The organism is Rufibacter sp. JT20002, assembly GCF_056491185.1.
Genome location: NZ_JBSZJY010000003.1, coordinates 136,271 through 150,243, shown reverse-complemented (window position 1 = coordinate 150,243; position 13,973 = coordinate 136,271). Strand labels below are relative to the sequence as shown.

Genomic DNA, 13,973 nt, shown 5'->3' with positions numbered 1-13,973 from the left:
ATGGGAATGTTCTTTGGGTTTTAGGGGATGGAGTTAATTGGTGCTGGGGTAGTTTCTAGAAGTCTGTTTACATGAGCTTTCTTGTTTCATTTTGGCTTTGGTGCGCTCAAGGCCGCGAGGCCTCGTCTTCCGGCCTCGCGCTTCTGTTTTAGCCTTGGCCGGTAGGCCTGCCTGCGGCACCAGGTCTAAAACAAAGGCGCTCACCCGAAAGACTGGAAATGGGTCTTCAAACTTGAAGTTGCATGGCCAAGTAGTTTGCAGTTTCTTCTTATTCATGGTTCAAGTTTTCAACTTGGACCTCCCATGACCTGAAGTTTGCAACTTCAGTGAGGCGAAAGCCTCAGCGAAACGTTTACAAATCATGTAATTGCTTTTGGTGATAACACCCAAAAAGATCCTCCTTTCCAACACCCTCTTCTATCATAAACACAAGTCATACCTCAACTGCTAGCCAGATGTTCTGCTTGAAGACCGCTTACAGAAAACAGCCTAGAAACACCGTTACAGGCAGCTAGTCACGTTTTCTAACCCAGCAGGAATTCTTCATAACATCTGCTTAATATTTGGCTTCTCAACTTAACAATAGGGTAATAACCGGTTAATCATGGGGTAAAGTGGTCGCTCTACTTTTGCAGCGAGACTAATACTACTTACATGAAATCGTTTTTACTCACCCTCTCTCTTCTTTGCACTGCCTTGGCGGGTTTCGCGCAGACAGGCACGCTCTCCGGAAAAGTTAAAGACAAGAAAACTGGGGAGGCTATCATTGGCGCCACTGTTTCTGCCACCACCGCCAATGTGGCAGCAACAGACATAGACGGAAACTACTCCCTCAAATTAGCACCAGGCACTTATAAAATCACCATTACCTACGTTTCTTACAAGCCCCTCACATTTGACGGAATCAAAATTGAAGAGGGTAAGACTACAACCTTAAGTCCTTCCCTGGAAGACGATTCACACAGCTTGGGAGAGGTTACGGTAGTAGCCGAGCGTCAGGTGAACAACGACATCTCTCTCATCAAAGACATCAAGCAAAGCAATATTGTGGTGAGCGGGATGTCGAATGAGCAGATTGTGAAAGCCCAGGACCGCGATGCCGCCGAAGCAGTACGTAGAATTCCGGGTGTTACCATTCAGGACAACCGCTTCATTATTGTGCGAGGCTTGAGCGAGCGCTACAACTCCGTAATGCTGAACAATGTGCTTACGCCCTCTTCGGAAGTGGATGTTCGCGCCTTCTCCTTTGATGTACTTCCCACCAGCGTCATAGATCGGATTTTGATCTATAAGTCACCGGCCCCCGAATTACCTGGTGATTTTGCTGGCGGGGCAATCAAAGTAACCACCAGAAACGCCGTGACCGAGAACAGTGCCACCTTCAGCATCGGCACTGGCTACCGCACGGGTACTACCTTCAACAACAACTACTATTCCTACAAAGGCAGCAAAACTGACTTCCTGGGATTTGACAACGGAACCAGACAACTACCGAGCAACTTTCCGTCTACGGCGCAGTTCCAGAACATGAGCTATGCCGAAAGAGCCCAATACGGCCAGAACCTGGATTTGCCTAACACCTGGAAACCAGTGAAAGCCACTGCTTCACCAGACCTGAGAATGAACTTTGGCTTGAACCGCGTCTTTGACGTAGCCGGAAACCGGGTATCCAGCATTACCGCCTTAACCTACAGCAACGCCCGTCTGCGCCAAAACACCATCCGGAACGATTACCAGCAGCAGCAGGCCAATGGCGAGGTAGACACTAACTGGAGCTACACAGACCAACTTTCGGGTAATACGGTACGGGTTGGTTTGCTGCAGAACTTCTCCCTCCGCCTGAACGAAAACAACAAGATTGAATTCCGGAACCTGTTCAACCAGATCGGAATTACGCAGACCACGGTGCGCCAAGGCTTCAACTACGAGACCGGAGGCGTGAAAGAAGAGCAGAACTACGCTTTGCGCTACGAAAGCCGCAGCATTTATACCGGTCAGTTACAAGGTACGCACTCTACCCCAGACCAAAAGAACACCTTCACTTGGTCAGCGGGCTACAACTTCATCAACCGTCAGGAGCCAGACTTGCGCAGAGTGCGCACCCAGCGCGATGCCGGATCAGAAGGACCTTTCCGGGTACAGGTTTCCACCTTGTCTACCCCGTATGATGCCGCCCGCTTCTTCTCTGACCTGAACGAGAGCGCCTACATCGCCGAAGGTCAGTGGCAACACCTGTTCAACGCCGCAGACTCAGCCGACGTGGAGAATGCCCCTAAACTGAACATCGGGTTTTACGCCGAGCGGAAAGACCGTGATTTCAACGCCCGCACCCTTAACTACAAGCGGAACGCCGGGATTGGCGGTGGCAGAACCGATGAGAACATCCTGAACCAGCCTTTAGACCAGATCTTCGCCCCAGCCAACATTTCGTTCCCTAACGGATTGATCTTTGACGAAGGAACCACCATTGCCGACCGCTATGATGCTTCCAACACCTTAGGCGCTGCGTACGCCGGTATCGCTAAGAAATTCTTTGATAAAATTAACTTCTACGGAGGTGTTCGGGCCGAATACAACTGGCGCCAGGTAACCACTGCTGACCAATCGGGCACTTACGAGGTAGACGAGAAGAAACTCTACATCCTGCCTTCAGTGAACGTGGCCTACAACTTCAGCTTACGCTCCTTGCTGCGTGTGGCCTACGGAATGACCGTGAACCGTCCAGAGTTTAGAGAGCAGGCTCGTTTCAGCTTCTATGACTTCAACGAGAACGCCTCGGTACGTGGTAACAATGAACTGAAGACCGCCACCATCCACAACGTGGACATGCGGTACGAGTTCTACCCATCAGCCACCGAGCTTCTTTCTTTAGGAGTTTTCTACAAACGCTTCATAAACCCGATTGAAACTAAACTGGAGGCGGGTACTGGTACTAACTATACCTTTGTGAACGGAGATTACGCCAACAGCATCGGCATTGAGGCGGAAGCCCGCAAGTCTTTCAAGGAGTTCTCTGGCAGCAAGTTCATCCAGAATCATTCTTTAGTTCTGAATGCCTCCCTCATCCACAGCCGCGTAAACCTTGGAGACGAAGCCGCTGCCGGAGTTAAGGACAGACCTATGATGGGCCAATCGCCTTACATCGTGAACACCGGTTTGTACTTCCAGGATGAAGAGACCGGCTGGCAATACTCCATCATGTACAATGTACTGGGTACCAGAATCTACCGTGTGGGCGACGACCTGAACCCTACCATCTATGAACTGCCCCGCCACGTGGTAGACGTGACCTTCACCAAAAACTTCAAGAACAGAATGCAGGTGAAAGCCGGTATCTCTGACCTGTTCAACCAGAAATTCCGCTTCAAAGAAGATTCTAACCAGAATGGGGAAATCGGGTCAGGAGACCTCCCTATCTATCTCTTCAACAGAGGCATGTACAGCACCCTTACCCTTGGGTACAGTTTCTAACACTTGACATACCTATCCATCATTTTAACTAAACCATTTCTTAAAAACGAGTATGAAAGACTTAGGTAAATTATCATTAATGCTTTTGGCAGGTTTGGCATTAGGCTTCACCTCCTGTTCTGACAGCGAGGACGACGACACTCCTACTCCAACTGTAAAAGGCAACGCAAACCTGCAAGGTACCATCACTGCCAACAGAACGTTGGATGCTGATACCGTGTACACCTTGAAAGGCTTTGTATATGTAGACAACAACGCTACTTTAACCATAGAGCCAGGCACCATCATCAAAGGCGAGAAAGCCACCCAAGGCACGCTTTTAATCCAAAGAGGCGCCAAAATCATGGCGCAGGGTACTGCCGAAAAACCAATCGTATTTACCTCTAACCAACCGAAGGGCAGCCGTGCTCCTGGTGACTGGGGTGGCGTGGTGATCTTAGGAAGAGCCAAACACAACCAAACTTCTGACCCTGTGGTAGAAGGTGGCCCGGTGGCTTACTACGGCGGCAACAATGATGCCGACAACTCTGGAGTTTTCAGCTACGTGCGCATTGAGTTTGCCGGGTATCCATTACAGCCAAACAAAGAGTTGAACGGCCTTACCATGGGCTCAGTAGGTTCAGGCACTAAGATTGACCACGTGCAGGTTTCCTTCGGCGGTGACGATGCATTTGAGTGGTTTGGCGGTACTGTAAACGCGACCCACTTGGTAGCCTACAGAACCACTGACGATATGTTTGACACCGACTTCGGTTACAGCGGAAGAGTGCAGTACGCCTTGGGCATCAGCGACCCTAACATGTGGGACGTAGCTACTGGCGGGGCTTCTAATGGTTTTGAGTCTGACAACGACGGTAACGGCTCTACTCAAACTCCTCTTACCACCGCTACTTTCTCTAACGTGACCATCATTGGACCTGGCAGCAACTTGCCAAACGGCGCTCAGTTCGGGCAGGGTGCGCACTTGAAAAAAGGAACCAGCCTTTCTATCCGCAACTCTGTAATCAGTGGCTTCAACAAAGGCATCACCTTAGACGGATCAGTGGTAGAAGGTTACGCCCAGAATGGAGGCATTAAAATCATGAACACCGTAGTAGCTGGCGCTGGCGCTTCCACCGCCATCAACAAAGCCTCTTCCTCTACTTCAGAGTTTAACGCAGCCAACTGGTTCACTGCCTCTGCCAACAGTAATAGCATCAAATCAATGTCAGAGCTTGGATTGGCTACTGCTGCGCCTTATCTGCCACAGGCTGGCTCAATGGTGTTAAGCGGTGCTTCTTTCGCGGGTATCACCGGTTTTGAAAGCACCACCTTCGTGGGCGCCATGGGAACCACTGATTGGACCACCGGCTGGACCAACTGGGATCCGCAGAACACTGACTACTAACCAAAACCTCAAAGATAAGATTGGCCGTCATTATGGGTGAGAAGTAAAGATGGTACAATCACTTTGCGCACGGCTTAGTCTCCCGTGCGCAAAGGGCCCGCCAGTGATGGCGGGCTTCTTTATTTTTGCCCTCTCCTAGCCAAAACAGCCTTAAAACAGAAGAGCAGCCGTAGAGGCCGCTCTTCTGTTTTTTCTTTAAGGTCTTAGTGAGTTGTTAGCTGATGGGCACTTTGCGAAGGATGGCCTCTACAAAGTCTTTGGTCTGTACGTTGTCTGCCTCGGCCTCATAGTTGAGGATGACGCGGTGACTTAATACATCTGAGGCAATCTCCTTGATGTCTTCGGGTAACACATAGTCTCTTTCATCAAAGAAGGCCACGGCTTTGGCACCGAGATTCAGCGCGATGCTGGCCCTAGGTGAAACCCCGTACTGCAGGTACTGCGCGAAGTCTGGCAGATCATAGTCGCCGGGACGGCGTGTGGCGAAAACCAGTTCTATGATATAGCGCTCCAAGGTCTCGGAAATCTGCACCTGGTTGATCTCGTTCCGGATATCAAAGATGTCTTGCTTGGTAAGAATGGTATTGACCGTGCTGCTGTACGAGAGGTTAGACATACGGCGCATCACCTCCAACTCGTCGGCTTTGGAAAGATAGTCCACGTACACTTTCATCATGAAGCGGTCTACCTGCGCCTCAGGCAAGGGGTAGGTTCCCTCCTGCTCTACCGGGTTCTGGGTGGCCAGTACCAGGAAAGGCAAATCTAGCCGGTAGGTTTTCTCACCAATGGTCACCTGCTTCTCCTGCATGGCCTCCAGCAGTGCCGACTGCACCTTGGCGGGGGAGCGGTTCACTTCATCCGCTAAGATCAGGTTAGAGAAAATAGGGCCTTTCTTTACCTCAAATGCCGAGGAACTCTGGTTATAGATCATGGTGCCGATTAAATCTGACGGCAATAAGTCTGGGGTGAACTGTATCCGCTGAAAATTCAGGTGCAGCACCTTGGCCAGCGTGTTAATGGTTAAGGTTTTGGCAAGACCCGGCACACCTTCCAACAAGATGTGACCATTGGTAAAAAGACCAATCAACAGCCTGTTAACCATATACTGCTGCCCTACCACCACTTTGCTCATCTCTCTGAACACCTGCTTTATCTTTAGCTGGTGCTCACGTATTTTTTCCTGATATGAGAGTTCTTCGGTCTGCATGTACTCTTTTAATTACTAAGGGGCTAAGGTAACCATTCTAGGGGACTCTCGCTGCCTACCATTTTTTGAAGGCAAAGAAAACCGCCAGTACCAACAGGGCAAATCCTACTAAATGGTTCCAGGCCAGCTTCTCGGACTTGAACACATAAACCGTCACCAACGTGAAAATGGACAAGGAAATCGCCTCCTGGAGGGTTTTTAGTTCAAATAAGGAAAATGGCCCTCCATTCTCACGGTACCCTATTTTATTAGCCGGAACCTGAAAGATATACTCAAAGAACGCTAATCCCCAGCTTATGAGTATAACGCTTATGAGACCCAGCTTTTGCAAAGCGGAAAACCTCTTGAAATACAGGTGCCCGTACCAGGCAAACGTCATGAAAAGGTTAGAGAGGCAAAGCAGGAAAATGGTTTGGAATGCTTTCATCACTAAAAAGCTGTTTTTGAGGGCGTTTTTGCCAAAGTACTTAAAAACCTAGTCTCAGGCAGCTTCTTCCATCTATAAGGAGCTTTGTTGACCAAGTTCCAGCCTTTCCCGTTTCAAGTCCCTTCTTCAGAAAACGGTTTCAAAACCCCTTAATAAAAGCTTTCATACGCCAACTATTGGCTTACAACAGCTTAAATCACAGAGGCTTCTAAAAGATTCACAGACACATAGACCCAATTATTCAAACAATTCACAGCCAGCTAATAATTAATATAATTTTATCAATTTTCGTGTATGATTTTATCATCAATCTCTTAAACAAAATCTTTGAATTAAATAAGTATTTATACGCAGGTACTCACCTGTACTTATTCACAAAAACCCGCTAAACGTCTCTTTTGCAGTTTCATCGAGAATTCTTATTCATTTAACGAAAAAGCAACCCTTCCCTAATATACATTGGACATTTTTGCGTCATCAATTCATTCTAAAGAAAATAATTCAAGCAGAATGGGTTGGTAAAAACACCAAATCATAATGTTTATGGCTCAAAAATTACGGTTTCTGTTGTTTGTTCTGCTTCTTCTCCCCTTCACCATGCATGCAGAGGGATCTAAGCAGCTTACCCCCAACAAATCAACGGCATCTTTAACCAGCAATCTGAATGACAAGGTAGGGTATCTGGCACATGACGCCAACCTGCCAAGTAATACGGGGGTAGCTATTACATCTTTGAGCTTTCTAAAGCCTGCGGGCTTCAGCCGCAATGGTGCCACTTACTCAAAGGATCACCGGCTTTATATTAGAGTAAAGGCGGGAGAGAGATTATTCTACGGGGTCCGGAGAGCCATTCACGACCAAACTACTGCCAACCAGGCAAACTTGGTGATTACTCTTCGCCGCACCAATGTTGCCACTGGCGTAGATGATGAGGCATATGCACAATCTAACACGTTGTTAGCCAATACCTCATCTACTAGGGCCATGTTGTTACAGACAACCCAAAATGGTGTAATAGACGATGCCACACAAGCTCAAAATGGTCCTAATAGAACAGTGAATGGTAAAACAGTGAGCAATGGTTATGCTCCCCTTACTATTTACAACAATACAACAGTAGATTATGACTACTATGTAGAGTTCACGCAGGTGGGCGAAAGCACCTGGACAGACGATGCAAGAAGGTTCTCGGTCTATGACCTGTGGGATTTCACGGTGATTGACGCAAACGGCGATGAAAGACAAGGCCGTATGCGAAGCAAACTGTGGTCCTTCTCAGCGGGTGGTGCGGCAAACGTATTCTCCAAAGACTTCAACATGTTCCCCCTGATCCCAAGCCAGGACCAGGCAGGAAGATTCTTCGTGAAAAAGATTGAATTGGCTGGTATTGCCCCGCAGAACTTTTTCCGGTTTGTTTCCAACAGCGCTGGTTCTACTACGGCTGCCGGAGCTACCCTTACCGAGAGAAGAAAAAGCCAGACCAGCCAAACGGATTATCCTGAGTACTTCAACTTCGTCAACGACCCAGACCCTACTATCTGGCCTAGCGCCGCTGCACCTACGTTCAGTGTTGCCTTGAGTTCAAGCTGTAATACTACTACCGGTGGAGGCAGAACCCTGTTCAACCTGAATACGTCAGAGAGCAGCACCTTCCTGGTACTTATCAACCTAAACGGAACTGAGGGATACCAGGCTGGTACCACGGACGTGCTTTTGGAGTCTACGGGAAGCAAAGGCACCAGAGCTGTAGAATGGAATGGTTTGAATGGCTTAGGGCAACCTGTGGCTAAAAACACTACGCTTAATTACTTTTTCCGGAACGGGAGCATGCCCGTGCATTTCCCGGTATGGGATGCGGAGTGGAACGACGGTTTCCGGGTGATGGATGTTCGGCCGCTTGCTCCAGGCGCCACTGCGGGCTTTTCACTCCTTTTCTGGGATGATAACAACCTACCTGCTTCTTCTTTCCCTACCCGCTCTGAGCTTTTCGGGGCAAACTCCACTAACGGGGTGCACACCTGGGGTTCTGCCACCACCACTGCTGGTGACTTGAAAACCGTGAACACCTGGACCTATGGCTACACCTCCTCCAGCCAGCAGACTTCTACTTTTGATTATGACTGCAGCGCCGATGTAGCGGTGACGAATACTGCTTCTAGTGGCCCATACGCTATTGGCAAAGAATTCAACTACACCGTCACCGTGACCAACAACGGACCTTTGCCTGCCACCAATTTAGTAGTAACAGACAAGCTGGATCCGACGCAATTACAGTTTGTGAGTTCTTCAGATGCGACTTACAACAGCAGCACCGGAGCCTGGAACGTAGGTAACCTAGCGGTAGGCGCCTCCAAGACGTTAACCTTAACCGTAAAACCGTTGGTTACGGGCACGGTCATCACCACTGCTTCTCAAACGCACACCGAGCCAGACAATGTCCCCGCCAACAATAGCGCAAGCGCCACCATCACAGTTCAGCCCTCCGCCGACATTGCTGTTACCAACACGGTTCCTAAAACCAGCTTTTACAACGGCGAGCTTGTCACGTATACCATCACTGCCCAAAACCTGGGTCCCAACGCCGCCACTGGGGTAATCGTGGTAGACAAATTGCCAACTGGCCTTACGCTAGAAGGCGCTGCCCCTGCCGGGTATGACGCCGCTTCCGGCACCTGGACCGTAGGCAACCTGGCAGTGAATGAAATCAAAACATTGACCTTGACCGCGAGAACTTCGCAGCTAGGCAACATCACCACCACGGCAACTTTAGGTAGCAGAACCAATAATGAACTGGATTTAAACCCCAACAACAACGCTGCTTCCAACACTATCTCCATCACCCCTGCTGCCGATGTTGCGGTGACCAGTTCCGTGTCCAATACAAACCCGGGTCAGGGAGATGCTATCACGTACACCATCAAAGTGGACAACTTGGGACCCAACACTGCTACCAATGTGTCTGTAGCCAACCAGCTACCGGCAGGGCTAACCATCTTAAGCCATACTGCCAGTTCGGGCACATTCAACGCCACAACCGGCGCCTGGACCGTAGGATCTGTTGTCTCTGGAGGTTCGCAAACGTTAACCATTACGGCTAGGCCTACCGCTACCGGCACTCTGGCGCTATCTTCTACACAGTCCCACACAGAAACGGATACGCAAAGCAGCAACAACTCGGCCACCAGCACCATCACGGTGAAACCAACGGCTGATGTGGCAGTAACCAACGTCATCACCTCTCCGGCTAAAACAACTTACGCTAATGGAGATCAAATTACTTATACCATCACCGCTACAAACAATGGTCCTAGCGCGGCAACCAATGTTGTGGTTACAGATAAACTGCCAGCTTCTTTGACCTTTATCAGTTCAAGCAATTCTGCCGGAACCGGAGTTTATGACGCCGCTACTGGCGAATGGTCTGTGGGTACTCTAGCTAGCGGGGCTTCCGCTTCCCTTACCCTTGTAGCGCAAGTGAATCAAAGCGCCGTCATTACAACCACAGCTACGCAGAAGCATACTGAATATGACAACGTAAACGGAAACAACAGCGCCTCTAATTCCATCACTTCCGGTACTGGCACCATCACCGCCGACATTCAGGTAGGCGTGACAAAGTCTGAAGGCCCTTACTATACTGGCAAGGAAGTAACGTTGACGGTTAAAGCAGACAACTTAGGCCCTGACGCCGCAACTGGAGTGTCTTTGAACGCCTTGGTACCCGCAGGCTTTAGGTTAGTAAGCGCTACTCCAAAAGTAGGCACGTACAATAGCAGCACCGGAGAATGGACCATTGGCAACTTGGCATCCGGAAGCTATACCGAATTGATCTTGAAAGTGGTTCCTCAGGTAGATAACACCGTTACTGGAAACAAGGAGTATACTTTTACAGCCTCCACAAAATCTGTAAATGAGCAAGAGTCAAAGACCACCAACAACGCCGCCTCTACTTCATTAACCGTTCAAAAAGCTGCGGACCCATCTGTAACGGTTGCGGTAACCGGTGATGTAAACGGGGTTTACTACAAAGGAGTAACAGAAGCTACCTTCACCCTAACGGTTACAAACAACGGCCCAGACAAGATCACCAATTTAGTAGGTTTTGACACCCGCACCAGCACTCTTAACATCACTTATTCAGATGCAGGAAAAGGATATGACCCTACAACAGGTAAATGGATTATCCCTTCACTGGAAGCCGGCCAATCTGTAACCCTTACGGTAAAAGGTATCCCTAATACAACCGGGCGCCTGAACCTGGGCGGAAGCATCAGTTCCTTGGATCAGGTTGACTTGAACAGCGAAAACAACAAGGCTGTAGCCCTAATCAACGTGGTACCCGTAGCTGACTTACAGGTAACCAATACCGCTGCTGCAGGCCCTTACTACAATGGGCAGAACACCACTTTTACGGTAACCGTGAAAAACAACAGCACCGATCCGGCTACGGGCGTTCAGATAGAAGACATATTACCTGCTGGATTGACGTTTGTTAGTGCTAACCCTACCGTTGGAACCTACAATGCCACTACCAGTATCTGGACCTTAGACTCTGAATTGTTGCCAGGCGCTACTCAAACCCTGGCACTGGAAGTGAAACCAACTGCCGGAGCTACCTATTCCACCACGGCTTCAATTAAATCGGCCAATGAGTTTGACAGCAACGCTGCCAATAATAGTGCCGCCGCCGCCATCACCGTAGGTAAAACTGCCGATATCGCCTTAAACAGCTCTATTGCCGCAGGACCTTACTACGTAGGAGGTCAATACCTGGTAACGATTACAGCTACCAACCTAGGTCCAGATCCTGCCACAGGCGTGGTGGTATCAGCTAGTGTTGCGTCAGGCTTAAGACCAGTTGCGGGCAGTGGAACGGCAGACGCTGGTACCATCAATGCTGCCGAGGGCCTTTGGACGGTTGGCACCATTGGCGTAAACGAGACCAGAACCCTTACCTTCCTGGTAGAACCGCTTACCACCGGTACACTCAATAGCTTAGGTTTCAAATCGGGTGAGAACGAGTTTGACCCTAATGGCGGTGCCACTAAAAACGGCAACAACAGCACCGTGGTAAGCTTTACCGTACAAGACCGGCCAGCCACTGCTAAAGTATTGCTCACCGACAAACACATGTTCTTCTTCAAAACCGGAGACCACATTGCAGAGTTTACCGACCCAGACGGACAAATTGAAAACGCCAGAATTGTAAACAGCACCCTGCCCGCTGGTATGCGCCTTGAAACTGATGGAACTCTGGAAGTAGCCTATAAGTACGCTCTGGTACCTGGCACCTACACCCTGACCATTGAGACCACCGATGCCCAGGGAGGTGTTACCCAGAACACCATTACTTACAAAATCTCGGGTGACTGGGACCGGGATGGCGTGGATGATGTAAATGACCTGGATGACAACAATGACGGCATAATCACCGAACCGGGTGCTGTCAACCCAACTGGTGACCACGACTATGACGGAATCTACAACTACCTGGACAGAGACTTTGTACACCCTACCTATGGTGCTTTCCAGGACAAGAACGGAGATGACATCCATGATGCCTTTGACCTGGATCTGGATGGTTTGATCAGAGGCTACGACATTGATATTGACGGAGACGGTATCCCCAATGCCATTGAAGCGAACGGCGGGGTTGCACCGGCTGGCTATAATGCGCTTACCGGCACTTTTACGGGCGGCGTAAACAAAGATGGTATTCCATTGGCGGTCCTGAACAGCAACGGAAACCTTATTCTTCCTTACCCAGATTCTGACGGGGATGGCTTCAAAGATTTCCAGGATGTTGACTCAGACAACGACGGTATCTTAGATGTGTATGAAGCTCAGGCAACCGACAAGTTTGTGAACGGCTTAGGCGCTGACAGCGATTCTGACGGCCTCAGCGACGGCCATGACCCTAGCACTGGCGGAATTGCCATTGTTCCGGTGAACACTGATAAGGACAGCAAACCAGATTATCTGGACAGAGACAGCGATGGCGACTTCTCAGATGATTATATAGAAGGGTTTGATGACAATGCCGATGGCACTTCAAGAGATGACCTAATGGAGCGCGCCAGAATCTTTGAGGAGACAAACCAAAAAGGTTGGTACGTAAACACTGACAAAGACGCCTCTGGAACACCTAACTGGTTGAAGGTGGTAAACGGATATCCTGCGTACCTCACCAAAACCAGCAGCTATTACCATGATTCTGATAATGATGGCCTGGTAGACTTGTTTGACACAGAGAATGGCGGACGTCCGGCTTCTATGCAAACGACCGCGAATGGAGAATACGCGTATCGCTCTACGGCAGTAGTTACGCCGCTTCCGGTAACGTTAACCAGTTTCACCGCGAAAGCTCAGAAAACCGGAGTGGCCCTTGCTTGGTCTACTGCCGCTGAGAAAGACAATGATTACTTCCAGGTGGAAAGAAGCCTTGATGGAAAGAACTTCGTAGCCATAGGCAAGGTAAACGGAAACGGAAACAGCAACGCACTGCAGAACTACAGCTTCACTGATGTGACCAGCCCTGCAGGCACGCTGTACTACAGACTGAAGCAGGTAGACTTTAACGGCAAGTTTGAGTACAGCAAAGTGGTAGCCGTGAAGACTTCTGCCAGCCTTACTTCCGTAACGGTGAAAGCGTACCCGAACCCTACTACAGACGTAGTGAACCTGGACCTGACCACCCTAGAAAGCTCTAAAATAACCATCAGTGTATATGCCTTAGACGGCCGTCTGGTGACAACTCAAGAAGTGGAAGGTGGATCTATAAAGGCACTTGACCTGACCAACTTGGCAGAAGGAACTTACCTGGTGAAGATCAAAGGCACAACTGTTGACACCGTTACCAGAGTAGTGAAGCAGTAAGCAACTCTTCAGACCTTATATCCAAAGAAGCGGCCCCGAAAAGGCCGCTTCTTTTCTTTAATAGCTTATTAATTACCTCTCCCGTTTTAGGGTCTCTTTCCCGAAAACAAGGCAAAAAGGGAAGCCTCTTGAGAGGCTTCCCTTTTTTGAATTTTAGACCAACTGGTTCTTGCCCCTACTTCCTAAGTCAGTACCTGACTAGGCATTATCTTGCTCTACAATCGAGTACTATGCTTAGTAAGGTTTGTCACAGTATTGATATCTGCCCAATTCATTTGAATAGCCTGTAACTCCTTTTGCTGATTCTTTTGCTTTCGGTTGCTTAGTCATAAATAAGGTGCATTCCACATGGTATGTTTAGCTTCCTAAAGAAAGTCTGTGCTCAAAGCTTAACCTATCTTCTCTCCATCTTCACCTCTGTTTATTAAACCTCCAGCAAAGGCATTTCTGAAAATTCTCATTATCAACAACATACACTTAAAAATCACTTTTCTAAGCCTCATTGATATCAATATTTACAAGTATATAACTTTACTAATTTTAAATTAAATCTTACTACTAAATAATATAATTATTTATTTGGAAACTTTAATTAAAAAATCTAG

Annotated in this window: 6 protein-coding genes; 3 read left to right on the top strand and 3 right to left on the bottom strand. The window is 48.8% G+C overall.

Features of this window, described 5'->3' with window-relative positions:
- Positions 1 to 33: 33 nt before the first annotated feature.
- Complete coding sequence (locus tag ACW9SV_RS14450; protein WP_479557485.1) at positions 34 to 276, bottom strand: hypothetical protein; 243 nt, start codon at positions 274 to 276, stop codon at positions 34 to 36.
- A 378-nt stretch (positions 277 to 654) separates the two neighbouring features.
- On the opposite strand from ACW9SV_RS14450, the gene ACW9SV_RS14445 reads away from it, so the two are divergent.
- Entirely contained in the window at positions 655 to 3,471 is a 2,817-nt protein-coding gene (locus tag ACW9SV_RS14445; RefSeq protein ID WP_479557484.1) for a TonB-dependent receptor, read from the top strand.
- A gap of 52 nt (positions 3,472 to 3,523) precedes the next feature.
- Complete coding sequence (locus tag ACW9SV_RS14440) at positions 3,524 to 4,858, top strand: T9SS C-terminal target domain-containing protein (protein ID WP_479557483.1); 1,335 nt, start codon at positions 3,524 to 3,526, stop codon at positions 4,856 to 4,858.
- 214 nt (positions 4,859 to 5,072) lie between these two features.
- On the opposite strand, the gene ACW9SV_RS14435 is transcribed toward ACW9SV_RS14440, so the two are convergent.
- Together ACW9SV_RS14435 and ACW9SV_RS14430 are read right to left on the bottom strand one after the other, a co-directional pair.
- Positions 5,073 to 6,065 carry an AAA family ATPase gene (locus ACW9SV_RS14435; protein WP_479557482.1) on the bottom strand — a complete coding sequence of 331 codons (993 nt, stop codon included), beginning with the start codon at positions 6,063 to 6,065 and terminating at the stop codon, positions 5,073 to 5,075.
- A gap of 55 nt (positions 6,066 to 6,120) precedes the next feature.
- Positions 6,121 to 6,492 carry a DMT family protein gene (locus ACW9SV_RS14430; RefSeq protein ID WP_479557481.1) on the bottom strand — a complete coding sequence of 124 codons (372 nt, stop codon included), beginning with the start codon at positions 6,490 to 6,492 and terminating at the stop codon, positions 6,121 to 6,123.
- A gap of 543 nt (positions 6,493 to 7,035) precedes the next feature.
- Between ACW9SV_RS14430 and ACW9SV_RS14425 the strand changes: the two genes are divergently transcribed.
- The gene (locus ACW9SV_RS14425; protein WP_479557480.1) at positions 7,036 to 13,368 is read left to right on the top strand and encodes a T9SS type A sorting domain-containing protein; all 6,333 of its coding nucleotides are present in this window, start codon (positions 7,036 to 7,038) and stop codon (positions 13,366 to 13,368) included.
- Positions 13,369 to 13,973: the final 605 nt, after the last annotated feature.